Raw genomic sequence first — 22,130 nt, forward strand, 5'->3', positions numbered from 1 at the left:
GGCCCGGGCCGGGCGTTCCGACCGGTCACCGCTTGCGGTACGTCAGCCGCTCCCCCGTGCTCGTGTTCACCCGCTCCAGGCCGCCGTCCGGGAGCAGCGTGACCTCGGTGGCCTCACCCGGGCTGCACGCGGTGGCCGGTTCGCCGACGGTCACCGTGGAGGGGCCGACGCTCAGCGGGCCGTCGTCGTCCGGGGCCTCGGTCAGGGCCGCCTCGAACACGCAGTGGTAGCTGCCGCCGCCCTCCATGGGGCCGTCCGCGACCAGGCTCAGCACGGTGTCACCGACCTCGCCCTGGCCGAGCGTGAGTCGGCGGGGGTGTGCCCCGGCCTCGTTGTCGATCGTCGCCGTCCAGGTGCCGAGGTAGGCGGTGGGGACCGCGCCCTCGTCGTCGGCGGCGGCGGATGGGGAGGCGGAGTCGGAGGGGGGCGGGGAGGTCCGCGTCGGGGTCGGGTCGGTGGTGGCCGACTGCGTGGTGTCCGCCGTCGCGGTGGCCTGGTCGTCACCCCGGCTCATCAGCGCATACACCGATCCCCCGGCCGCCAGCGCCACCACCAGCGCGACCGCGACGAGCAGCGCGGTGGTACGGCGGCTGCGGCGCGGCGGCTCTTCCGGGGGACCGTAGGGCGCGGTGACCGTGGGGCCGGGGGGCGGCGGGCTGTACGGCGTCGTCTGGCCGTACGGCGGGTGCTGGCCGTACGGCGGAGTGGAGCCGTAGGCGTGCTGGGGGGCGTGCGGGTAGCCGTAGGCCGCGGGGTGCGGGTGGCCGTACGCCGCGGGCTGCCGGGCGGGCGGGGGCGGCGGCGCGGCCGTGGCGCCCGGGCCGACGACGATCGTGGGGAGCCGGTCGGTGGGGGTGCTGTCGCCGGGCCGGTCGGGCGCGGCGCCCTCGTCGGCGGTGGGGGCGTGCTCGGGGGACGGCACCGGGCCGCCGCCACGGTACGCGCCCCACCCCTCCGGACCGCCCGGTCCGGCTGGACCACTGACGCCCGCAGGCCCTCCCGGCCCGCCGGAGCCGCCCCGCCCCTCCGGTGCCTCCGTCTCCAGCAGCCGTACCGCGTGGCGGCCCAGCTGGGCGACGAGGGCGCCCGGCAGCCAGGGTTCCCGGGAGCGGCCGTCGGCGAGGGTGTCCTCGGCGCCGGTGCGTTCCAGGATCTCGGCGAGGGAGGGGCGGGCGGCGGGATCCTTGCGCAGGCAGTCCTCGACCAGTTCGAGCAGGCCCCCGGGGACCGTGCCGAGGTCGGGGTCCCCCTGGGCGATGCGGAACATCAGCGCGTGCACGCCGCTGTCGGCGCCGCCGAAGGGAAGCAGGCCGGTCACGGCGTAGGCCAGGACCGAGCCGAGGCAGAAGACGTCGCAGGCCGGGGTGAGGCGGTCGCCGCGCACCTGTTCCGGCGCCATGAAGCCGGGCGAGCCGACCAGCGCGCCGGTTCGGGTGAGGCCGCCGTCGGTGACCGTCTCCAGGGCCCGCGCGATCCCGAAGTCGATGACGCGGGGACCGTCGATGGTGATGAGCACGTTGGACGGCTTGAGGTCGCGGTGGACGATCCCGGCGGCGTGGATGTCGGTCAGCGCCTGGGCGAGCCCGGCCGCGAGGATCCGTACCGACCGCTCGGGCAGCGGCCCGTGGTCCCGGCTGACGACCTGCTCCAGGCTGGGCCCGGCGACGTAGCCGGTGGCGACCCAGGGCACGGCGGCCTCGGTGTCGGCGTCCAGGACGGGCGCGGTCCAGGCGCCGCCGACCCGCCGCGCGGCCCGCACCTCCCGCCGGAAGCGGGCCCTGAACTCCTCCTGCGCGGCCAGTTCACGCCGGACCAGCTTCACGGCGACCGTGCGCCCCCGGTCGGAACGGGCCAGGTAGACCTGCCCCATGCCCCCGGCGCCGAGCCGCGCCAGCAACCGGTAGGCCCCGATCCGCTCCGGCTCCCCGGGCCCCAGCTTCTCCATGCCGCACCGCCCTCCCCCTGCGTACACCCCCGCCTGACGTGAGAATAATGCGGCCGTGCGGGGGATCGGCCCCGGTGCCCGCACGGTTCCGTAACGGCCGGCGTGAGCGGATCCTCCGCGCGCGACCCGCCCCGCCCCCGTACCCCCCGTCGACAACCTGTCGCGAAAACCCCCGCCCCGCCCAACAGGACGCCGATACCGCTTCCGTAGCGCGGACACCTACCCTCGCCCGCATGACCCCTCAGCCAGCGCCCGAGGTCGGCGCCGCAGTGAAGGCCGCGGACCGCGCGCACGTGTTCCACTCCTGGTCCGCGCAGGAACTCATCGACCCGCTCGCCGTCGCGGGCGCGGAGGGCTCCCGCTTCTGGGACTACGACGGCAACCGCTACCTCGACTTCACCAGCGGGCTCGTCTACACCAACATCGGCTACCAGCACCCGAAGGTCGTCGCCGCGATCCAGGAGCAGGCCGCGCGGATGACGACCTTCGCGCCCGCCTTCGCGATCGAGGCGCGGTCGGAGGCGGCCCGGCTGATCGCCGAGCGCACCCCCGGCGACCTGGACAAGGTCTTCTTCACCAACGGCGGCGCGGACGCCGTCGAGCACGCCCTGCGCATGGCCCGGCTGCACACCGGCCGCCCCAAGGTGCTCTCCGCGTACCGCTCGTACCACGGCGGCACCCAGCAGGCGATCAACGTCACCGGCGACCCGCGCCGCTGGGCCAACGACAGCGGCACCGCGGGCGTCGTGCACTTCTGGGCGCCGTTCCTCTACCGCTCCCGTTTCTACGCCGAGACGGAGGAGCAGGAGTGCGCGCGGGCGCTGGAGCACCTGGAGACGACGATCGCCTTCGAGGGGCCGCAGACCGTCGCCGCGGTCATCCTGGAGACGATCCCGGGAACGGCGGGGATCATGGTGCCGCCGCCGGGCTACCTCGCCGGGGTGCGGGAGATCTGCGACACGTACGGCATCGTCCTCGTGCTCGACGAGGTGATGGCCGGGTTCGGGCGGACCGGTGAGTGGTTCGCGGCCGACCTGTACGACGTCACGCCCGACCTGATGACCTTCGCCAAGGGCGTGAACTCCGGCTACGTCCCGCTCGGCGGCGTCGCGATCTCCGGCGCGGTCGCGGAGACGTTCGCCCGGCGGCCGTACCCGGGCGGGCTGACGTACTCCGGGCACCCGCTGGCCTGCGCCGCCGCCGTCGCGACGATCAACGTGATGGCGGAGGAGGGCGTCGTGGAGAACGCGGCCCGGCTCGGCGCCGACGTCCTCGGACCGGCGCTGCGCGAGCTGGCCGCCCGGCACCCGAGCGTCGGGGACGTGCGCGGCACCGGCATGTTCTGGGCGCTGGAGCTGGTGCGGAACCGGGAGACCCGGGAGCCGCTGGTGCCGTACAACGCGGCCGGTGAGGCGAACGCCCCGATGGCGGCGTTCACCGCGGCGGCCAGGGCGGGCGGGATCTGGCCGTTCGTGAACATGAACCGCACCCATGTCGTCCCGCCGTGCAACGTCACCGAGGCCGAGCTGAAGGAGGGCCTCGCGGCGCTGGACTCGGCGCTCTCGGTGGCCGACGAGTACACGGAGTGAGACCGCGACCACAGGGAGCAATACGTCGGTAACGGGCAAACCCGTCGTCGTCGTGAACGCGTAAGGTGGCGTGCTCGAAGACCTGCACGAACCGATCGAGCGCGCCATCGCGCGCGACGAGGGGAGACACCCCACCATGCCCGGCACCCCCGGCAACGGCGCCGTGACCCGCAGCACCCTGCGCCAGCAGATCGCGGACGCGCTACGGGACGAGGTGCTGGCCGGGCGGCTCCAGCCGGGGCAGGAGTTCACGGTCAAGGAGATCGCCGAGCAGTACGGCGTCTCGGCCACGCCGGTGCGGGAGGCGCTCGTCGACCTGTCCGCGCAGGGACTCCTGGAGGCGGACCAGCACCGCGGCTTCCACGTCCGCGAGTACTCCGTCGCCGACTTCCGCTGTCTCGTCGAGGCCCGCAGCCTGGTCATCGACGGGATGTTCCACGCGCTCGGCCGCGGGCAGGGCGCCGTCGAGCAGGAGCCCGGGGACCCGCGTACGGCCGCCGCGCTCGCGGGTGTGCGGCGGCGCGGCGAGGAGGCGCAGCGGGCGGCGCGCTCCGGGGACCTGACCGTGCTGATCGGCTACGACCTGCGCTTCTGGCGTGAGTTGAGCGCCCTGTTCGGCAACACGTACCTCGTGGACTTCCTGCACCGGCTGCGGGTGCAGTCCTGGGTGTGCACCGTGCAGCGGCTGCGGCGGCTGACCGATCTGCGCGGGCGGCTGTGGGCCGAGCACACCGAACTCGTCGACGCGCTGGTGGGGCGCGACATGGAACGGGCCCGCGTGGTCATCGCCGAGTGCAACGCGCACGCGCTCTCCCTCATCGAGGAACTGGCGAACGGCTGAGGGGCGTTTCCAGTCGTGGGGTGGTGCGGTGCGGGTATGGGACCTGCACGAGGGGACCCGACCCCGTGCCGTACCGACTACCCTTCCCTGACCACCGTGCGGCGCGCCTGGACGCGCGTACCGCGCGCTCTGCCTTCGCGAGGAGCCTCTTTTGGCCTGTGACCTGTGGCTGGTACCGCTCGTCGACGTGTTGTGCCACACGCCTGACAACCCGTTCGCCGAGGAACTCGCGCAATACAACAAGGTCCTGGCGGAAGCCGGACTGCCACCGGTGCCGGTCTACCCGTACATGCCGGGGCTCTCGGGCGACGTCGCCCCGGTCGCCGGGTTCGACTACGACGCGCTGCACTTCCTGCGCCGCGCCTACCTGTTGCAGGTGTGCGGACTGCCGGTGACCCCGGTGGACGCGCTCGGCGGTGACTACGAGCAGCTGCTGGAGATGTTCGAGGCGACGGCGCAGCAGTCCCACCTCGTCTGGCACTACGACCACGCGGGCGCCTACGTTCCCGTCGACTTCCCGCACCCGCTGTCCAGCGACGAACTCCTCGCGGGCGGCGGCCCGTTGGGCTCCTCGCAGGCCCTGCTGCGGGAGCTGGAGCTGGTCGCCCCGTCGATCGGCATCGACCCGGCCAACCCCCCGGCGGCCCCCGAGGCCCCGCAGGCGCCCACCGCGCTGGAGGAACCCGCCGTACCCGCGCCCCACGACCCCAGCCCCTTCGCCCGCGAACGGCACGTCTGGCTGGGCCTGCACGCGGCGGCGACCCGCAGCCTGGCCCAGGGCTCGATGATCGTCTTCAGCTGACCAGGACCATGCCGCGGACGCCGCAGGGCGGGCGGGGAGTGCCGCGGACGCCGCAGGGCGGGCGGGGAGTGCCGCGGACGCCGCAGGGCGGGCGGGGAGTGCCGCCCGCGCACGGGCGGGCCCCGGCCGCTGACACAGCCGACCGGGGCCACCGTCCCCTGGCACCGCGAGGCCTACAGGAACGAGTTGATCTCGATCGTCTCGTCCCGGCCCGGGCCCACGCCGATCGCGGAGACCGGGGCGCCGGACATCTCCTCCAGGGCCTTCACGTACGCCTGCGCGTTCTTCGGCAGGTCGGCGAAGGACTTCGCGCCGGTGATGTCCTCCGACCAGCCCGGCAGGGTCTCGTAGACCGGCTTGGCGTGGTGGAAGTCCGACTGCGAGTACGGCAGCTCCTCGACGCGCCTGCCGTCGATCTCGTACGCGACACAGACCGGGATCCGCTCCCAGCCGGTGAGGACGTCGAGCTTGGTGAGGAAGAAGTCGGTCAGGCCGTTCACGCGGGTCGCGTAGCGGGCGATGACCGCGTCGAACCAGCCGCAGCGGCGGTCCCGGCCGGTCGTCACGCCCCGCTCGCCGCCGATCCGGCGCAGCGCCTCGCCGTCCTCGTCGAACAGCTCCGTCGGGAACGGGCCCGCGCCGACGCGGGTCGTGTACGCCTTCAGGATGCCGATGACCCGGCTGATCTTCGTCGGCCCGACCCCGGTGCCCGTGCAGGCGCCGCCCGCGGTCGGGTTGGAGGAGGTGACGAAGGGGTACGTGCCGTGGTCGATGTCGAGCAGGGTGCCCTGCCCGCCCTCGAACAGCACGACCTTGTCGTCCTCCAGGGCCTGGTTGAGGACCAGCACCGTGTCGGCGACGTACGGGCGCAGCTGCTCCGCGTAGCCCAGCAGCTCCTCCACGACCTGCTCCACGGCGATCGCGCGGCGGTTGTAGAGCTTGGTGAGCAGTTGGTTCTTGACGTCGAGGGCCGCCTCGACCTTCTGGGTGAGGATCGACTCGTCGTACAGGTCCTGCACACGGATGCCGACGCGGTTGATCTTGTCCGAGTACGTCGGTCCGATGCCGCGCCCGGTCGTGCCGATCTTCCGCTTGCCGAGGAAGCGCTCCGTCACCTTGTCGACGGTGACGTTGTACGGCGTGATGATGTGCGCGTTGCCGCTGAGGAGGAGTTTGGAGGTGTCGACGCCGCGGTCGTTCAGTCCGCTCAGCTCGGAGAGCAGGACCGACGGATCGACGACGACACCGTTGCCGATGACCGGCGTGCAGCCGGGGGAGAGAATTCCGGAAGGGAGGAGGTGGAGGGCGTACTTCTGATCACCCACGACCACCGTGTGGCCGGCGTTGTTACCGCCCTGGTAACGCACCACGTAGTCCACCGAGCCACCGAGCAGGTCGGTGGCCTTTCCCTTGCCTTCGTCACCCCACTGAGCACCGAGCAGCACAAGTGCGGGCACGCGCGTACACCCCTTCCGGGCGGGGCATGTCCAAGGTCGGGGGCGTACACGGCACTGGAACGCGCCCTGTACCCCGGCAACCCTCGTCGGCCACCGACGGCCGTCGTCGGCCGTACACCCGTCAGACCCGGATGCCCCGGAAATAGACGAAGCCCCTGGCGCAATCGCGATAGGGGCTCTTGCACAAAGATGCTACCCGAGGAAGCGAGGCATGACCGAGGTGGCGACCCCCGACCAGCTGCTGGTGCTCATCGATCCGGTCGCCCGACGGGCCGACGGCGAGTCCGTACGGATCGCGAAGGACGTGCTCAGCGCGGGTGCCACCGCCAAGGTGAGCCTGCCCGAGGGGCCGGAGGAATTCGCCCGCGCGCTACGGCGGCGCGGGTCCCGGCGGCCCGTCCTCGTCGGGGACGACCGGGCGCTGCTGCGGGCGGTGACCCTGCTGCACCGGCACCGGGAGCTGGCCGGGTGCGCGCTGTCCGTGGTGCCCGTCGGCCGGGCGCTGGGGCTGGCCCGGTCGCTGGGCGTGCCGACGGGGGCGGTCGCGGCGGCGCGGGCGGTGCTCGACGGCGCCGAGCGGCGTCTCGACCTGCTGGTGGACGACAGCGACGGGGTGGTGCTCGGGACGGTGGGCATCCCGCCGCTGGGTCCGCGGCGGCCGGAGCACGCGGGTGAGGTGGGGGGAGAGGAGCTGGCGGGGAGCGCGACGGCCGGGGTCGCGGGCGCCGGCGGCATGGCGGCCCGTCCCTGGCTGCGCCACTGCCAGTCCCTCGTCCGCACCCTCGTCCCCGCCCGCCCGACGCGCGGCGCCGCGCCCGAGCCGGGTCCGGCGCGGCTGCGGGTGGAGGTCGACGGGGTGACGCTGGTCGACCTGGACGAGCCCGTGCGGGGCGTCTCCCTCACGCCGGGCGCGCTGGGGGTCGCGGCCGTCGAGGTCCGCCCGGCGTCGGTGGGCGCGGAGGCGTCACCGCTGCGCGCGGAGGGCCGGACGGTGACCGTGTCGGGCGCGCACTTCCGCTACCGCGCGGACGCGGTGGTGTCGGGGCCGGTACGGACCCGGACGTGGACGGCGCGGGAGGGGGCGTGGGGGTTGATGCTGCCGGTGACGGCGGGGTGACCCGGTCGCTCAGCGGCCGACGGGGTGACCTCGTCGCTCAGCGGCCGACGGAGTCACCCCGCCGCTCAGCGGCCGACGGAGTCACCCCGCCGCTCAGCGGCCGACGGAGTCACCCCGCCGCTCGGCGGCCGGCGGGCCCTCACCGGTCGCCGAAGAGCGTCTCCCGGTGCGCGCGCCAGCGGGCCATCATCTCCTCGACCTCCGTCTCGACGAACTCGAAGAACGCGAGCGTCTCGCTGAGGCGGCGCCCGGCCGGGCTGCCGGGGCCGAGGCTGGTGACGCCGTCGCGGATGGTGTCCTCCCAGCGCTTGATGACCGCGCTGCGGTTGGTCAGGGACTCGTACCACTGGTCGCTGTGCACCCGGTACCGCTCCCGCCGTGACCCCGGCTCGCGCTCCCGGGAGACCAGGTGGACCTGGGCGAGGTAGCGCACCGCGCCGGAGACCGCGGCGGGGCTGACCTTGAGCTGTTCGCCCAGTTCGGCGGAGGTCAGGACGCCGGTGTCGGAGGCGAGCAGCGCCGTGAAGACCCGGGCGGGCATCCGTGGCACCCCGGCCTCCACCAGCTGGGCCGCGAAGTGCTCCACGAACCTGGAAACCGACTCAGCGTCCCGGCCCACGGCCTCCGCATCAGCCATGCCCGCATCATCTCCCCAGGTCGTACGCCCGTCCCTCAGTGTACGGGCGATTTATACGGTTCCTTAACTTCACAAGTTTGTGAAGAGAGCGGTACGTTCGGACCATGACCAAGGCCATCACCGTCTCCGGACTCCACAAGTCCTTCGGACGGACACACGCGCTGGACGGACTCGACCTGGACGTCGAGACCGGCGAGGTCCACGGGTTCCTCGGCCCCAACGGCGCCGGGAAGTCCACCACCATCCGGGTCCTGCTGGGTCTGCTGCGCGCCGACTCCGGCGCCGCCCAGGTACTCGGCCACGACCCGTGGGCGGACGCGGTCGAACTGCACCGCCGCCTCGCCTACGTCCCCGGCGACGTCGAACTGTGGCCCAACCTCACCGGCGGCGAGGCCATCGACCTGCTCGCCCGGCTGCGCGGCGGCCTGAACAAGCAGCGCCGGGCCGACCTCATCGAGCGCTTCGACCTGGACCCGACCAAGAAGGGCCGCGCCTACTCCAAGGGCAACCGGCAGAAGGTCGCCATCGTCGCCGCGCTCGCCTCCGACGCCGAGCTGCTGCTGCTCGACGAGCCCACGGCGGGGCTCGACCCGCTGATGGAAGTCGTCTTCCAGGACGTCATCGTCGAGGCGAAGGCCGCCGGGAAGACCGTCCTGCTGTCCAGCCACATCCTGGCCCAGGTCGAGAAGCTCGCCGACCGGGTGAGCATCATCCGGCTCGGCAAGGCCGTGCAGTCCGGCACACTCAGCGAGATGCGGCACCTCACCCGCACCACCATCGAGGCCGAGACCGTACGGCCCGCCGAGGGGCTCGACGCCCTGCCCGGCGTGCACAACTTCCGGACGACCGACGGCCGGGTCCGCTTCGACGTCGACGGCGCCGAGGTCGACGGCGCGGTCCGCAAGCTCACCGAGTTCGGCATCCGCAGCCTGATCAGCCACCCGCCGACCCTGGAGGAGCTGATGCTGCGCCACTACGGCGACGAACTCGCCGCCAACGGCCACGGCCCCGGCGGGACGCCCGCGGACGACCTGTCCGCAGACGGAGCCACGCGATGAGTGCCCCGACCACGACTCCCACCACCGAGGCGCCCACCCGCCCCGTCACCGGCGGCAACGCCCTCGCCGGGACCGGCATCCTGATCCGCTTCGCGCTGCGCCGGGACCGCGTCCGGCTGCCCGTGTGGATCCTCGCGCTGTTCCTCGGCACCGCGATGACGGCCCAGAACTTCAAGTCCCTCTACCCGGAGCCCGAGGACCGCGCCAACATCGCCGACTCCATGGGCAGCCCCGCCGGGCTCGCCCTGTCCGGCCCGCGCCACTACCTCGACGACTACACCTTCGGCTCCATGCTGGGCCACCAGATGATCGGCTTCACGGCCGTCCTCGTCGGCCTGATGAGCGTCCTGGTCATCACCCGGCACACCCGCGCCGAGGAGGAGACCAACCGCGCCGAGCTGGTGCGCTCCACCGTCGTCGGACGGCACGCGCACCTCGCCGCCGCCCTGTCGGTCGCCGTCGTCGCCAACCTCGCCCTCGGGCTGCTGTTCGCCGTCGCCCTGCCCGGATTCGGCATCGACAGCGTCGACGCCGCCGGGTCGCTGCTGTTCGGCGCCGGCCACGCCGCCGTGGGGATCGTCTTCGCCGCCGTCGCCGCGGTCACCGTGCAGTTCACGGCGCACGCCCGGGGCGCGAGCGGCATGGCGCTGGCGGTCATCGGGGTGGCGTACGTGCTGCGCGCGGCGGGCGACAGCGGCTCCAGCGGCGCGCTGTCCTGGCTCTCCCCCATCGGCTGGGTGCAGCGCACCTACCCCTACGTCGACAACGACTGGGCGCCGCTGCTGCTCTGCCTGGTGCTCGCCGTGGGCTGCGCGGCGGCCGGGTTCACCCTCTCCACCCGGCGGGACGTCGGCGCCGGACTGCGCCCGGAGAAGCTGGGCAGCCCGGTCGCCTCCGACGCGCTCGCCACCCCCCTCGGCTTCGCGCTGCGCCTGCACCGCGGGATGCTGGTCGGCTTCGGCGCCGGCCTGTTCCTGATGGGCGCGATGTACGGCTCGATCCTCGGCGACGCCGACGACATGCTGAAGGACGTCGACCAGATCCAGGAGGCCCTGGACCGCATCGGCGGCGCCACCATCGCCGAGTCGTTCGCGTCGATGGTGATGGTCGTCATCACGGTGGTGGCGGCGGTGTACGTCGTCATGGCGGCGCTGCGGCCCCGCTCCGAGGAGACCGCCGGCCGCGCCGAGCCGCTCCTGGCCACGGGACTGTCCCGCACCCGCTGGGTCGGCGCCCACCTGGCGGTGGCGATGGGCGGCGGCACGCTCGTGCTGCTGCTCGCCGGGCTCGGCTTCGGCATCTCCGGCGCGGCGTCCCTCGGTGACGCCGGGATGCTGTGGGAGCTGGTGGGCGCGTCCGTCGCCTACGCGCCCGCGCTGTGGGTGACCGTCGGGGTGGCAGTGGTCCTCTTCGGCTGGTTCCCGCAGGCCAGCGCGGTGGCGTGGGTGGTCCCGGTGTACGCCTTCGTCGTCGGCTACCTCGGGCAGATCCTCCAGTTCCCGGACTGGATGAACAACATCTCCCCCTTCGGCCACGTCCCGCAGCTCCCCGCGGCGGAGATGTCGTGGACGCCGATGCTCCTCCTGACACTGGTCGCGGCGGGCCTGGTCTGGCTGGGCCTGGCGGGCTTCCGACGCCGTGACCTGGAGACGAAGTAGGACGGTCCGTTGCTTTAGGGAACCTTCCGCGGCCCCCGCACGTCCCTACCGGGTATGGGAGAACGTGCGCGGGCCGCGGGAGGCTGTCTACTCGGAGTCGTCGGCGCGGCCACCGGCCTGGCGCTGTGGTCGCTGGACTTCCGGTCCCGCTTCTTCCGCTTCGAGCGGTCCCCCGACTACAGCGTCCTCTACGCCGAACTGCCGCTCGCCGTCCTGGGCGGCACCGCCCTGGCCCTCGCCGCCTGGGCCCTGACCCGCCGCCTCGCCCTCAGACGGAGACGCTGAGCCCTTCCAGCCCCCGGATCACGAAGTTCGGCTTGCGGGTCGGCTCCTCGGCGAGCGTGAGAGCGGGCGCCCTGGTGAGCAGGGCGGCCATGGAGGCGGCCAGCTCGATCCGGGCGAGGGGCGCGCCGATGCAGTAGTGAATCCCGGCGCTGAAGGAGATGTGCGGGTTGTCCACCCGGCCGAGGTCGAGCGTCTCCGGCTCCCGGAACACGTCGGGATCGTGGTTGGCGGCCCCGAAGAGCATGGCGATCTCGGCCCCCCGCGGGATGGTGACCCCGTCGATCTCGATCTCGTCCAGCACCCACCGCTCGAAGAGCTGGAGCGGGGTGTCGTACCGCATCAGCTCCTCGACGGCCCCCGGCACGAGGGAGTGGTCGGCACGCAGGGCGGCGAGCTGACCGGGATGCCTGAAGAGGGCGTACCACCCGTTCACGGTGGCGTTGACGGTCGCCTCGTGCCCGGCGTTCAGCAGCAGCACACAGGTCGAGATCATCTCCTGCTCGGTGAGCCGGTCACCTTCGTCGTGCGCGGCGATGAGCCCGGAGATGAGATCGTCACCGGGTTCCTTCCGCCGTACGGCGATGATCTCCCGCAGGTACTCGGTGAACTCGACGGAGGCGCGCACGGCCCTCGCCGCCGTCTCCTCGGACGGGTTCAGCTCGTACATCCCGCAGATGTCGGCCGACCAGGGCCGCAACGGCGCCCGATCAGCCTCCGGGATCCCCAGCATCTCCGCGATGACGGCGACGGGCAGCGGCTCGGCGACGTCGGCGAGCAGATCGCCGCCGCCCGCCTCCACGAGCCGGTCCACCAGCTCTCCGGCGAGCTGGCTGACGTACGGCTTCAGCCGCTCCACCGTGCGCGGCGTGAACGCCTTCGAGACCAGGCGCCGGATACGGGTGTGGTCCGGCGGCTCCAGGTCCAGCATCCCGTGGTCGTTGAGCGTGTGGAACGGCTCCTGCTCGGGGGGCGGCGCGGTCCGCCCGAACTCCTCGTGCGTGAACCGGTGCCGGTACGTCCGACCGAGCCGCCGCTCCCGCAACAGCGCCGAGACGTCGGCGTGCCGCGGCACCAGCCACTGGTCGGTCGCCTCGAAGTACACCACCCGCCCCCGGCCCCGCAGCTCGGCGTAGGCGGGGTAGGGGTCGGCGACGAACGCGGGGTCCCAGGGGTCGAAGGGTGCCATGCACGGACGTTAGCCGGTGGTTCCCGTTGCTGGCCAGGGGCGTCTCCCCTCAGGTCCTCTCCCCCGGGTCCGCCTTGGTGAGGGTGCAGGCGCCGTCCGCGCAGGTGCGTTTCAGGCGGCCGTTGGTGACACGCGGCCGGTACGGGTACAAGAGGCGGGCGGTCCGAAAAAGGATTCACGCCGGGGGCCGGTGATTGGCCTCTTTGGCTCACGAGGCCCCAAGGGGGGGCTGGGCAGGACGTGAGCCAAAGGGACCAGTCACTGGTCTGTGGGCTTCTTGAGGTGGCTGACGAACGCGGAGAAGGAGGGCGCGGGGAAGGTGAGGATGGCGCGGGTGGGGGTCTTCGAGTCGCGGATGGCTATTCCATCAGGGAGTTCCGCGATTTCGACGCAGGTGTTGCCGTCGCCCCCGTCTGAGTAGGTGGACTTCCGCCAGTTCATCACAGCTCCTTCGCCAACCGGAGGATCATGTCCCGGGACGCCGTGGGTCCGAGGGACGCTCCCTCCACCCTACGGAGGAGCATCCGGAGCTGATGCAGTTGCGGTTCCGCATCGATGAACGCGGTGCCGGTGGGTGAATCCCGCAGGCCGGTGTCCAGCCGTGGCACAGGGCCGCCTGCGAACATCATGGAAGCCCCCATACCGCCGAAACCGTCCCGGTCGAAGGGAATGACTCGTACGGTCACATGCCCTTGCTCGATCTGCTCCAGGATCTGGCGCAGTTGGGCGAGTGCGCCGCGGCGGTCAGTCACACGGACGCGCAGGGCGCATTCGTGAACGATCGTCTCGTAAGGAGTTGGATCGTCACCCTCGATCACGCAGCGCCGCCTCATCCGGTGCTCGACTCTCGGGTCCAGCTCGCTCGCGGGCAGACCAGGCACCATGTAGGCGTACACCGCCCGGGCATAGTCGACGGTCTGGAGAAGCCCCGGCACATGCGTGATCACGACCTCGCGCAGGAACGTCGCATGGTGCTCGACCTCGGCCATGTCCAGGAACACCGGCGGAAGCACTCCCCGGTACTCCTCCCACCACCCCCGCGTGCGGTCCTTCGCCATCGCGGCGAGGGCGTCGATCAACGCCTCGTCCGTGCACGCGTAGTGAGCCGCGAGCCGTCGTACCCGCTCCTCGCTGACACCGGCGAAGCCCAGCTCTATCTGGCTCATCTGCGCCGAGGTCGAATTCAGCAACGCCGCCACCTCGCGCGCCTTCAGACCAGCCGCCTCGCGCAGGCGTCGTAGCTCGGTACCCAGACGGACCTGCCGCGCGGTCGCGTGGCTTCTCTGCGGCATCCGCTTCCCTCAATCTCCTTCTCGCCGTACCTCGTTCGGGCGTCAGACTACGCCAACGGGTTACTACGGCAATAATTATTGCCGTACCGTCAGTGACGTACCGCCCACCCCCCGCAACCAGACGGAGTGCCCCGCATGTCCGAAACCGAACCCTGGGAATACTCCCTCTACGTCCCCAACGACCCCCGTGCCGTCCCCATCTGTCGCCGCACCCTGCGGATGATCCTCACCATGCACGGGCTCGTCGGTGTCGTGGACACCGCCGAGCTGCTCGCCGCCGAACTGGTCGGCAACGCCGTGCTGCATACCAAAGGGCCCGCCGCGTTGCGGGTGCGGTGGGCCGCCGGGGTGTTGCGGATCGGGGCGTGGGACGCCGATCCGGAGCCGCCGGAGCCTCCCGGGCGGTTGGCGGAGCTTGCCGAGGGTGGGCGGGGGCTGGCGCTCGTCAGGGAATGTGCCGAAGTATGGGGCTGGCAGCCGCTGTCCCGGTTCGGGAACCGTGGGAAGTACGTCTGGTGCCAGCTCACCGCGGCCTGACCAGCCGGGCCTCGTACGCGAACACCGCCGCCTGGGTGCGGTCACGGAGCCCCAGCTTCACCAGCACACGGCTGACGTGGGTCTTGATCGTCGACTCCGCCACCACCAGCCGCCCGGCGATCTCCGCGTTCGACAGGCCCTGCGCGATCAGCACCAGCACCTCCGTCTCGCGCTCGGTGAGGTCGCCGTAGGCCGCCTGGGCCGTCACCGGGAGGCGCGGGGTGTCCGACAGCTTCGCGAACTCGGTGATCAGGCGTCTGGTGACCGTGGGGGCCAGGAGCGCCTCCCCCGAGGCCACCACCCTCACCCCCTCCGCCAGTTGACGGGCCGACGCGTCCTTCAGGAGGAAGCCCGACGCGCCCGCCCGCAGCGCCTGGTACACGTACTCGTCCAGGTCGAAGGTGGTCAGCACCAGCACCTTCGCCGTACCGCCCGACGCCGCGATCTCCCGGGTCGCCTCGATGCCGTTGAGTTCCGGCATCCGGATGTCCATCAGGACCACGTCCGGGCTCAGCTCCCGTACCCGCTCCACCGCCTCGCGGCCGTTCACCGCCTCGCCGACGACCTCGATGTCCGGCATCGCGTTCAGGAGGACGGAGAAGCCCTCCCGCACCATCATCTGGTCGTCCGCGACCAGGACACGGATGGGGGTCATGCCTCGTCCCCGACCGCGGCCGTCGGCGTGGCGACCGGCAGGAACACCGTCACCTCGTAGCCACCCTCGGGCGTCGGCACCGCCGTCATCTCGCCGTTCAGCATCGACACCCGCTCCCGCATCCCCGTGATCCCGTGGCCCGCGCCCGGCGACGGCTTCACCAAGGACGTTGCCGGTGGCGGGGTGTTGAGCACACGCAGGCCCAGGCCGCCCAGGACATAGCCGATCTCCACGCGGGCGCTGGCGCCGGGCGCGTGGCGCAGGGTGTTGCTCAGCGCCTCCTGCACGATCCGGTACGCCGACAGCTCCACCCCCTGCGGCAGCTCCCGCACCGCGCCGGTCACCACCTTCTCCACCGCCGGGCCCGCGTCCCGCACGTTGGCGAGGAGGGCGTCCAGGTCGGCGAGGGTGGGCTGCGGGGCGTCGGGGGCCTCGTAGTCCTCGGCGCGGACGACACCCAGCACCCGGCGCAGCTCGGTCAGCGCCGCCACCGCGTTCTCCCGGATCGTGGCGAACGCCCGCTCCAGCTCCGGCGGCGGGTTCTCCACCCGGTACGGCGCCGCCTCCGCCTGGATCGCCACGACCGACATGTGATGCGCGACCACGTCGTGCAGCTCCCGGGCGATCGTCGTCCGCTCCTCAAGCAGCGTGCGCCGGGACCGCTCGTGCGCGGTCACCGTCTGCTGCGCGGTCACCTCGCGCTCCGCCGTGCGCCGGATGTGCCACACCGTCACCGCGAGCAACAGCAGCGCCGACACCACCAGCATCGGCGCCGTGTTGGTGCCGTAGTGCCCCCAGCCGAACACCGTCTCCGCGACGAAGCCGTACGCCGCCGTCAGCACCCACGTCCACCCCGCCGTACGCGGCCGGGTGCGTATCGCCACCACCGTCAGCACGGTCAGGTGGGAGGCGAAGCTGCCGGGCAGCCAGGGCCAGTCGTTCCAGGTGGTGCCGACCACGGCGACCGCCGCCGTCGACGCGAAGGACAGCCACAGGGCGCCCACCGGCCGGACCAGCGTCACCAGGACCGGCACCAGCGCGAGGAACCCGCACAGCACCGCCACGACGGGATCGGAGCCGTCGGCCCACGCGATGAGCATCGCCAGCACCCCGGCCACCGTCACCAGCGCGTGCGGGAGCAGTCCGGCCTGCTTCCGCAGCCGGTCGGGCAGCCGCCTGACCAGCGGCCCGTCGGTCCCCCTGCGCGGCAGCGGACGGTACGCGAACGCGTCCTCGAACAGGTCCTGCCGCAGGCCTCGCAAGGCATCCATGGCCAGCCGGAACTCGGGGCTGCGCGCAACCCCGCCGCCCGGTGGCGTCGTCCCCGTCTGGGTGGTCGTCGTCTCGGTCACGGTACGACGGTAGGCCCGGACCCGAGGTCAGGGCGTCACCAGTGAGTCGGGTCCTTCCGGGTCCGTCTCAGGTACTACCAGGCCAGCTGCGCGATCTCCTCCGCCACCACCGCGCACGCGTCCGCCGCCGGGTCGATCAGCGGGAAGTGGCCGACGTCCTCCAGCAGCGTCAGACCGACGACCTCGCCCGCCTTCGCCGCCGCGTCCGCGTACGCCTCGGCGACGGCACACGGCACCACCACGTCCGTGCGGCCCTGGACGAGGGTGGTGGCGATGCCGGTGGGCAGCAGCAGCGCCGGGTCGGCGTACGGGCGGCGGGCTTCGAAGTCCTGCTCCGTGCCCAGTAGTTGGCCCGCCGCGCCGCCGCAGACCGCCAGCTTCTCCGCCACCCCCAGGTCCGCGATCGGGGCCAGGGCGACGACCCCGCGCAGGGGAGCGGGGCGGTCGGTGCGCCATGCGGAGTCGGCGGGCAGCAGGTGCCGGGCCGCCGCCCACAGGGCGAGGTGCCCGCCCGCGGAGTGCCCGGTGAGGACCGTACGGCGCGGGTCCGCCCGCGGTACGGCCTCCCGGGCCAGCGCGGGCAGGGCGTCCACCGCGGCGGCGACGTCGTCGAACGTCTCCGGCCACCGACCGGCGGCGCCACTCCCCGTACCGCCCCGCCGGTACTCCACGTTGGCCACCGCGAACCCCCGCCGCGCCAGGAAGTCCGCGAACGGCGTGACGTGCCGCCGGTCGTACGCCGCCCGCCAGGCACCGCCGTGCAGGACGACCACCAGCGGCACCGGGGCGTCGGCCGCCAGCTGGTCGCCGCCGCGCGGGAGGTAGAAGTCGATCACCTGGTCCGGATGGTCGCCGTACGCCGCCGTACCGTCCGGGTCGACGGGCGCGTGGGCGAACGCCGACGCCTCCTCCGCGGCAGCGGCGTCTCTGGCGGCGTCGGCGTCAGACATGGTCAACCTCTTAGCGGTACGGCGGAATCCGGCGGTGTTGGCCGGGACGGTATCAGCCCGCCGCCACCACCTCCGCCAGCACCCGGGCCGCCCGCTCCACCTCCGCGAAGCCCACGTACAGCGGCGTGAACCCGAACCGCAGCACGTCCGGGTGGCGGAAGTCCCCGACGACCCCCCGCTCGACGAGCCGCCCCATCACCGCGCCGGCGTCCGCGCAGCGCAGCGCGATCTGACTGCCGCGCTCCGCGTGCGCCACCGGCGTCACGCACTCCACCCGCCCGGCCGGGACGTACTCCGCCACGCACTCCAGGAAGAAGTCGGTGAGGGCGAGGGACTTGGCGCGCACGGCGGCGACGGAGACCCCGTCCCACACCTGCAGGGCGGCCTCCAGGGCCAGCATGGAGAGGATGTCCGGCGTACCCACGCGGCCCCGCGCCACACCTGACGTGGGCTCGTACGCACCGCGCATCCCGAACGGCTCGGCGTGCGAGTTCCAGCCGGGGAGGGGGGAGTCGAAGCGGTCCTGCAACTCCCGGCGCACATACAGGTACGCCGGTGAACCCGGGCCGCCGTTCAGGTACTTGTACGTGCAGCCGACCGCGAGGTCCACGCCGTGCTCGTCGAGCCCGACCGGCAGCGCCCCCGCGCTGTGGCACAGGTCCCACACCGAGACCGCGCCCGCCGCGCGCACCGCCGCCGTCAGCGACGGCAGGTCGTGCAGGCGTCCGGTGCGGTAGTCGACGTGGTTCAGCAGCACCGCGGCGGTACGGCCGCTCAGCGCGTCCGGCACCTCGTCGGGCGTCACCGGGCGCAGCGTACGGCCGGTCAGCCGGGCCGCGGACTCGGCGATGTAGCCGTCCGTGGGGAAGGTGGTGGCGTCGACGAGGATCTCGTCCCGCTCCTCCCCCGCGAGCCGTACGGCGCCCACGACCGCCTTGAACACGTTCACGCTGGTCGAGTCGCCGACGACGATCTGCCCGGCCCCCGCCCCCACCAGCGGGGCGATCCGGTCGCCGATCCGCTCGGGCGCGGTCCACCAGCCGCTCTCGGTCCAGGACCGGATGCGCAGCTCGCCCCACTGCCGCCGGACGACGTCGTCGACGCGGGCGGGGACGGCGGCGGGCAGGGCGCCCAGCGAGTTGCCGTCCAGGTAGACCACGTCATCGAGGACGAAACGGGCGCGCGACCCCGCGAGTTCGTCCCCGGCGTCCAGCTTCTCCGCCTTCCCGCGCTGCTCAGACATACGACCTTGCCGTCCACAGCTCGGGGAAGACGTTCTTCCGGGCCCGCTTCTCCAACCACGCCACCCCCGCCGAGCCGCCCGTGCCGGGCTTGGCGCCCATCGCGCGGCGGGTCGCCACCAGGTGGTCGTTGCGCCAGCGCCACACCAGCTCCGCGACGTCGGACAGCGCCTCGCCCAGCCGGGCCAGCTCGTCGGCCGGGTCGCCGGAGTAGACGGCCGCCCACGCGGCCTCCACCTCGTCCGACGGCTCGTAGCGCCGGGAGACGTCGCGCCCCAGCACCGCGTCCGGGATCGCGTACCCGCGCCGGGCGAGCAGCCGCAGCGTCTCGTCGTAGAGGCTCGGCTCGTGCAGCGCCTTCTCCAGCTCCGCGTGGGCGCGCGGGGCGCCCCGGTGCGGGACGAGCATCGACGCGGACTTCTCGCCGAGCAGGAACTCCATCCGCCGGTACATCGCCGACTGGAAGCCGGAGCCCTCGCCGAGGGCGGACCGGTAGGAGTTGAACTGCTGCGGGGTGAGCTGGCCGAGCGGCTTCCAGGAGGCGTTCAGCGCCTCCAGCTCCCGTACCGACCGCTTCAGCGCGGCCACCGCGACCGGCACCCGGTCCTCCCGCAACGCGTCCGCCGCCGTCCGCCACTCGTGGACGATGACGGTGAACCACAGCTCCATCACCTGGGTCGTGACCAGGAAGACCATCTCTCCGGGATCGTCGGAGAGGGTGTGCTGGAGGTGGGTGAGCACGTCCGCCTTGACGTAGTCCTCGTACGGTGTCGTGCCCTGGAAGTCGAGATGCGGGGTCTCGGGCTCGTGGGCCTGCTGAGCCTCATGGGACATCGCTGTCTCCTGCTGTGTCATCCGGGTAGCGGTCCGCCCCTGCCGATTCCGGCACGGGGGCCCCGGTCCCCACCAGCATCCTCCGCAATGGCCCCGCCCGCCCGCAAGGCCCGTCTGATCACACCAGACGGGCCGGGCCCACGGGGTCAGCCCAGGGTCTGGGCGGCCGTCGCCGAGGAGTCCTTCAGGAACTGCGCGCAGCGCTCGTGCTCCTCCCGCTCCCCGATCGCGCCCGCGGCGCGGGCCAGGGCGTGCAGGGCGCGCAGGAAGCCGCGGTTCGGCTCGTGCTCTCAAAAAATTGGTGAAAGATGTATCCGAGAGCATGAGGGGGCACGGTATGACCGAGCAGGAGTGGCTGGACAGCCTCGCCGCCCAGTTGCCGCAGCGGGATCTGGACTGGGTGTCGGACCTTGCCAGGATCTGCTCCACCGAGTGGGCGGGCGACAAGCCCCCGACAGGAGAGTCTCGCCCACGTCCAACGGATTAAAAGTCCTGGCCAAAGCTTGTTGGGTGGTTCCGGACACTGGTTCGGTGTCCGGAACCACCTGGTCAGAGCATGTGCGCCGTAAGCGCCGATCCGCCGCCCAGCGGGTCGTACCACTCCGTCCGCTGCCAGGAGCGGCTGCTGCTGCGGCCGCCGCTGCGAGGTGGCGTCCTCAAGTGCGTTGCGGGCGGCTGACTTTGGCCACGTGACCCGGCCCGCTTTCCACGCCCGGACCGATGAGCCGCCGAGTCCTCCAGGGCCCCGGTCAACCGTTCAATGGCCCTGTTCACGGCCTCGGCGAGGCTGTTGGAGCTGTAGCCGTGTTCGGTCATCCACGCCTCAGGAACGGTGTCGCGGGTGGTGTCCGTGCGGGCACGGTAGTCCGCGCGATCCCCACCCGCCAGGTAAAGGAGAGGTCAAAACGCCCTGGGTCGGTCCGTCGGCTGAGTGCCTGAACGTCCTAACCAAATTGCTGGACAAGGGAGTTGTCTGGGTGCTGGTCGCCCGCCGCGCCCCACCGTGCGGGCGGCTGTTGACGGCCCGGCCCGCCCCTGAGGTTTCCCCGCGGGGGTGGGCCGGGCGCCGAGACGACACGAAGGCTCCACCCCAATGACGTGTCTGAGAAAACCAGTCGAGGTCCTCTCCGTCGGCCACCCCCCGTACAGCCAGACCTTCCCGTGCCAGCTGTCACCGGAGCACCGGCTCGATGTCCGCCGGATCGAAGATCGGCCCGTTGGACGCGGGCTTGATGATGACCGCGCGGAAGACCTTGAGGACCGCGGCACGCTGCTGCTCGATCGCCAGGCTCTCCCACCGACCCCGTATGTCGATGGGGCCCGCTGCGAGACTCGCGGCCTCTGCCCGGTGCAGGGCTCGCTCCCGATGCAGCTCCGCGATCTGCTTCTCCAGGTCCTCGGTGAGCGCGATGTAACGAGCGGCTGACATGCGCTTCTCCTGCCATGCCTGCTTGAACTCGGCCATGTCCCGTTCCAGGGAAGCCAGTTGCTCCTCCTTGGTCCATTCCGGCGCCCGCTCACGCACGCTCGCCAGCGCCTTGTCCGAGCTGAGGAACACCGCGTTCCTGATGAGACGGTCGACCGGTTCACCGGCCCTGGCCACTCCCCCGCATCCGCCGTCGTTCTTACCGGGGCACGCGTACTTGAACTGCGACGACGTCTTCGTCTTCCGGTACGACGGGAAGGCCCGCATCTTCGTACCGCACCGCCCGCACCGGGCGATGCCGGAGAGCAGGTACTTGGTGGCGTTGTCCCGTGGGACACGTCCCTCCGACTCCCGCTTGACCTTCTCCGTCAGCAGGTACCAGTCATCGGGAGTGATGATCGGCTCCCAATCGCCGACGACGGGGGCACCGCTCTCGTCCAGGAACAGCTCGCCCTGGTGCATCCGGTAGCCACAGATCCGCGGGTTCATCAGCATCCGCTTGATCTTGGAATCGTCGAAGACGCCGCCGCTGTGCGACCTGACCCCCTTGTCCCGCCAGTCGCGCGCGATCGAGGCCCAGCGGACGCCACCGAGGAAATCCTTCACCGCCTTGCGGAGGTTCTCGGCCTCTTCCGGCACCAGCGTCCTGCGATCCTCACGGTTCCATCCGTACGGCGCCCGACCGCCAGGGAGCTTGCCCTTCGCCGCCAGTTCCAGGTGCTTGCGCCTCGTCCGCTTCGACGTGTCCGCCGAGGACTTGTTGGCGATGGTGACCTTGATCCGCGCGATGAACCGGCCGTTCTCCGTGGACAGGTCGATGTCCGAGGCCGACACGGAGTCGAAGACGAGGTGACGCTTGCGGCGCTCGGCATCCTCGTACTCGTCGATCCACGCCTCCAGTTCACGGGGCTGCCGCGTGAAGCGGTCGATGTCCCAGGCGACGACCCCGTCGATCCGACCGGCCTTCAGGTCCTCCAGCATCTGCCGGAACTCGGGGCGTACGGTCTTGCGCTTGTAAGCGGAGAGGTCGTTGTCCTCGTAGACCTTGGCGACCTCCCACCCTCGCGCAGCGCAGTGCAGTCGGCAGTCCTCCTCCTGCCGTGCGACGCCCAGCCCCTCGGCCTCGTCATCCTTACTGATCCGGGTGTAGATGCCCACCTGGATGGCCCCGGAGGACCACCGTCGTGCCGCCATGCGCAGGATCGTCGCATATCACGATCAGATACATCAAGCGCCATTCTCATACTCATCTGGTCCACGGCCGATAA

Annotated in this window: 20 protein-coding genes and 1 pseudogene; 8 read left to right on the top strand and 13 right to left on the bottom strand. The window is 72.1% G+C overall.

All coding sequences use genetic code 11. From position 1 onward, the window contains the following. Positions 1–25: 25 nt before the first annotated feature. Positions 26–1,945 carry a serine/threonine-protein kinase gene (locus tag ABZ659_RS20400; RefSeq protein WP_360221694.1) on the bottom strand — a complete coding sequence of 640 codons (1,920 nt, stop codon included), beginning with the start codon at positions 1,943–1,945 and terminating at the stop codon, positions 26–28. Positions 1,946–2,178: 233 nt separating this feature from the next. On the opposite strand from ABZ659_RS20400, the gene ABZ659_RS20405 reads away from it, so the two are divergent. The 3 genes from ABZ659_RS20405 (at position 2,179) to ABZ659_RS20415 (ending at position 5,177) form a co-directional block, all read left to right on the top strand. Continuing rightward, a complete protein-coding gene (locus tag ABZ659_RS20405) occupies positions 2,179–3,534 on the top strand; it encodes an aspartate aminotransferase family protein (RefSeq protein WP_360221697.1) in 1,356 nt (451 codons plus the stop codon). A gap of 136 nt (positions 3,535–3,670) precedes the next feature. Further along, positions 3,671–4,375 (top strand): GntR family transcriptional regulator, encoded by a 705-nt coding sequence (locus ABZ659_RS20410; RefSeq protein ID WP_360221921.1) that lies wholly within the window; start codon positions 3,671–3,673, stop codon positions 4,373–4,375. Positions 4,376–4,526: 151 nt separating this feature from the next. Further along, on the top strand, positions 4,527–5,177 hold the full coding sequence (locus ABZ659_RS20415; RefSeq protein ID WP_360221700.1) for a hypothetical protein: 651 nt from the start codon (positions 4,527–4,529) through the stop codon (positions 5,175–5,177). A 173-nt stretch (positions 5,178–5,350) separates the two neighbouring features. On the opposite strand, the gene ABZ659_RS20420 is transcribed toward ABZ659_RS20415, so the two are convergent. Continuing rightward, on the bottom strand, positions 5,351–6,634 hold the full coding sequence (locus ABZ659_RS20420; RefSeq protein WP_360221703.1) for an adenylosuccinate synthase: 1,284 nt from the start codon (positions 6,632–6,634) through the stop codon (positions 5,351–5,353). 211 nt (positions 6,635–6,845) lie between these two features. On the opposite strand from ABZ659_RS20420, the gene ABZ659_RS20425 reads away from it, so the two are divergent. Next, positions 6,846–7,751, top strand: coding sequence for a diacylglycerol kinase (locus ABZ659_RS20425; RefSeq protein ID WP_360221706.1), 906 nt, complete (start codon positions 6,846–6,848; stop codon positions 7,749–7,751). Between the two features lie 139 nt (positions 7,752–7,890). Here ABZ659_RS20425 and ABZ659_RS20430 read toward each other — a convergent pair whose 3' ends face one another. Continuing rightward, positions 7,891–8,388, bottom strand: coding sequence for a MarR family transcriptional regulator (locus ABZ659_RS20430; protein ID WP_360221709.1), 498 nt, complete (start codon positions 8,386–8,388; stop codon positions 7,891–7,893). Positions 8,389–8,492: 104 nt separating this feature from the next. Here ABZ659_RS20430 and ABZ659_RS20435 point away from each other — a divergent pair, with 104 nt between their 5' ends. From ABZ659_RS20435 to ABZ659_RS20445, 3 genes are read left to right on the top strand one after another with little or no spacing between them, the layout of a single operon-like run. After that, positions 8,493–9,446, top strand: coding sequence for an ABC transporter ATP-binding protein (locus ABZ659_RS20435; RefSeq protein ID WP_360221712.1), 954 nt, complete (start codon positions 8,493–8,495; stop codon positions 9,444–9,446). Continuing rightward, the gene (locus ABZ659_RS20440) at positions 9,443–11,104 is read left to right on the top strand and encodes an ABC transporter permease (protein WP_360221715.1); all 1,662 of its coding nucleotides are present in this window, start codon (positions 9,443–9,445) and stop codon (positions 11,102–11,104) included. The genes ABZ659_RS20435 and ABZ659_RS20440 overlap by 4 nt, the downstream gene beginning before the upstream one ends. 54 nt (positions 11,105–11,158) lie before the next feature. After that, on the top strand, positions 11,159–11,389 hold the full coding sequence (locus ABZ659_RS20445; RefSeq protein ID WP_360221718.1) for a hypothetical protein: 231 nt from the start codon (positions 11,159–11,161) through the stop codon (positions 11,387–11,389). On the opposite strand, the gene ABZ659_RS20450 is transcribed toward ABZ659_RS20445, so the two are convergent. The 3 genes from ABZ659_RS20450 to ABZ659_RS20460 form a co-directional block, all read right to left on the bottom strand. Next, positions 11,373–12,575 carry a cytochrome P450 gene (locus ABZ659_RS20450; protein ID WP_360221721.1) on the bottom strand — a complete coding sequence of 401 codons (1,203 nt, stop codon included), beginning with the start codon at positions 12,573–12,575 and terminating at the stop codon, positions 11,373–11,375. The genes ABZ659_RS20445 and ABZ659_RS20450 overlap by 17 nt on opposite strands. Before the next feature lie 258 nt (positions 12,576–12,833). Further along, positions 12,834–13,016: a DUF397 domain-containing protein gene (locus tag ABZ659_RS20455; protein WP_360221724.1), complete on the bottom strand. Its 183-nt coding sequence runs from the start codon at positions 13,014–13,016 to the stop codon at positions 12,834–12,836. Continuing rightward, positions 13,016–13,867, bottom strand: a complete 852-nt coding sequence (locus ABZ659_RS20460; protein WP_360221727.1) for a helix-turn-helix transcriptional regulator — start codon at positions 13,865–13,867, stop codon at positions 13,016–13,018. Before ABZ659_RS20460 ends, ABZ659_RS20455 begins: the two co-directional genes overlap by 1 nt. 135 nt (positions 13,868–14,002) lie before the next feature. Here ABZ659_RS20460 and ABZ659_RS20465 point away from each other — a divergent pair, with 135 nt between their 5' ends. Then, the gene (locus ABZ659_RS20465) at positions 14,003–14,404 is read left to right on the top strand and encodes an ATP-binding protein (RefSeq protein WP_360221730.1); all 402 of its coding nucleotides are present in this window, start codon (positions 14,003–14,005) and stop codon (positions 14,402–14,404) included. On the opposite strand, the gene ABZ659_RS20470 is transcribed toward ABZ659_RS20465, so the two are convergent. The 7 genes and pseudogenes from ABZ659_RS20470 to ABZ659_RS20500 all read right to left on the bottom strand — a co-directional run bounded on the left by ABZ659_RS20470 (position 14,391) and on the right by ABZ659_RS20500 (position 22,056). Continuing rightward, positions 14,391–15,059, bottom strand: coding sequence for a response regulator transcription factor (locus tag ABZ659_RS20470; protein ID WP_360221733.1), 669 nt, complete (start codon positions 15,057–15,059; stop codon positions 14,391–14,393). The two genes, ABZ659_RS20465 and ABZ659_RS20470, sit on opposite strands and share 14 nt — an antisense overlap. After that, positions 15,056–16,411, bottom strand: coding sequence for a histidine kinase (locus tag ABZ659_RS20475; RefSeq protein WP_360221736.1), 1,356 nt, complete (start codon positions 16,409–16,411; stop codon positions 15,056–15,058). Before ABZ659_RS20475 ends, ABZ659_RS20470 begins: the two co-directional genes overlap by 4 nt. A 74-nt stretch (positions 16,412–16,485) precedes the next feature. Beyond that, entirely contained in the window at positions 16,486–17,361 is an 876-nt protein-coding gene (locus ABZ659_RS20480) for an alpha/beta hydrolase (protein WP_360221739.1), read from the bottom strand. Between the two features lie 52 nt (positions 17,362–17,413). After that, positions 17,414–18,604 carry a kynureninase gene (kynU, locus tag ABZ659_RS20485; protein WP_360221742.1) on the bottom strand — a complete coding sequence of 397 codons (1,191 nt, stop codon included), beginning with the start codon at positions 18,602–18,604 and terminating at the stop codon, positions 17,414–17,416. Next, complete coding sequence (locus ABZ659_RS20490; RefSeq protein ID WP_360221745.1) at positions 18,597–19,436, bottom strand: tryptophan 2,3-dioxygenase family protein; 840 nt, start codon at positions 19,434–19,436, stop codon at positions 18,597–18,599. Before ABZ659_RS20490 ends, kynU begins: the two co-directional genes overlap by 8 nt. A 146-nt stretch (positions 19,437–19,582) precedes the next feature. Next, positions 19,583–19,738 (bottom strand): annotated as a pseudogene (locus tag ABZ659_RS20495) (DUF3151 family protein); the annotation flags it as partial. An 869-nt stretch (positions 19,739–20,607) separates the two neighbouring features. After that, on the bottom strand, positions 20,608–22,056 hold the full coding sequence (locus tag ABZ659_RS20500) for a recombinase family protein (protein ID WP_360221748.1): 1,449 nt from the start codon (positions 22,054–22,056) through the stop codon (positions 20,608–20,610). Positions 22,057–22,130 lie beyond the last annotated feature (74 nt).

It is taken from the genome of Streptomyces sp. NPDC006997 (assembly GCF_040635175.1).
Lineage (GTDB): Bacteria > Actinomycetota > Actinomycetes > Streptomycetales > Streptomycetaceae > Streptomyces.

Excerpts from the sequence above, each read along its gene's own strand:
- ABZ659_RS20400 (WP_360221694.1), bottom strand. The coding sequence starts at position 1,945 with ATGGAGAAGCTGGGGCCCGGGGAGCCGGAGCGGATCGGGGCCTACCGG.
- ABZ659_RS20405 (WP_360221697.1), top strand. The coding sequence starts at position 2,179 with ATGACCCCTCAGCCAGCGCCCGAGGTCGGCGCCGCAGTGAAGGCCGCG.
- ABZ659_RS20410 (WP_360221921.1), top strand. The coding sequence starts at position 3,671 with ATGCCCGGCACCCCCGGCAACGGCGCCGTGACCCGCAGCACCCTGCGC.
- ABZ659_RS20425 (WP_360221706.1), top strand. The coding sequence starts at position 6,846 with ATGACCGAGGTGGCGACCCCCGACCAGCTGCTGGTGCTCATCGATCCG.
- ABZ659_RS20430 (WP_360221709.1), bottom strand. The coding sequence starts at position 8,388 with ATGGCTGATGCGGAGGCCGTGGGCCGGGACGCTGAGTCGGTTTCCAGG.
- ABZ659_RS20435 (WP_360221712.1), top strand. The coding sequence starts at position 8,493 with ATGACCAAGGCCATCACCGTCTCCGGACTCCACAAGTCCTTCGGACGG.
- ABZ659_RS20440 (WP_360221715.1), top strand. The coding sequence starts at position 9,443 with ATGAGTGCCCCGACCACGACTCCCACCACCGAGGCGCCCACCCGCCCC.
- ABZ659_RS20445 (WP_360221718.1), top strand. The coding sequence starts at position 11,159 with ATGGGAGAACGTGCGCGGGCCGCGGGAGGCTGTCTACTCGGAGTCGTC.
- ABZ659_RS20450 (WP_360221721.1), bottom strand. The coding sequence starts at position 12,575 with ATGGCACCCTTCGACCCCTGGGACCCCGCGTTCGTCGCCGACCCCTAC.
- ABZ659_RS20455 (WP_360221724.1), bottom strand. The coding sequence starts at position 13,016 with ATGAACTGGCGGAAGTCCACCTACTCAGACGGGGGCGACGGCAACACC.
- ABZ659_RS20460 (WP_360221727.1), bottom strand. The coding sequence starts at position 13,867 with ATGCCGCAGAGAAGCCACGCGACCGCGCGGCAGGTCCGTCTGGGTACC.
- ABZ659_RS20465 (WP_360221730.1), top strand. The coding sequence starts at position 14,003 with ATGTCCGAAACCGAACCCTGGGAATACTCCCTCTACGTCCCCAACGAC.
- ABZ659_RS20470 (WP_360221733.1), bottom strand. The coding sequence starts at position 15,059 with ATGACCCCCATCCGTGTCCTGGTCGCGGACGACCAGATGATGGTGCGG.
- ABZ659_RS20480 (WP_360221739.1), bottom strand. The coding sequence starts at position 17,361 with ATGTCTGACGCCGACGCCGCCAGAGACGCCGCTGCCGCGGAGGAGGCG.
- kynU (WP_360221742.1), bottom strand. The coding sequence starts at position 18,604 with ATGTCTGAGCAGCGCGGGAAGGCGGAGAAGCTGGACGCCGGGGACGAA.
- ABZ659_RS20490 (WP_360221745.1), bottom strand. The coding sequence starts at position 19,436 with ATGTCCCATGAGGCTCAGCAGGCCCACGAGCCCGAGACCCCGCATCTC.
- ABZ659_RS20500 (WP_360221748.1), bottom strand. The coding sequence starts at position 22,056 with ATGGCGGCACGACGGTGGTCCTCCGGGGCCATCCAGGTGGGCATCTAC.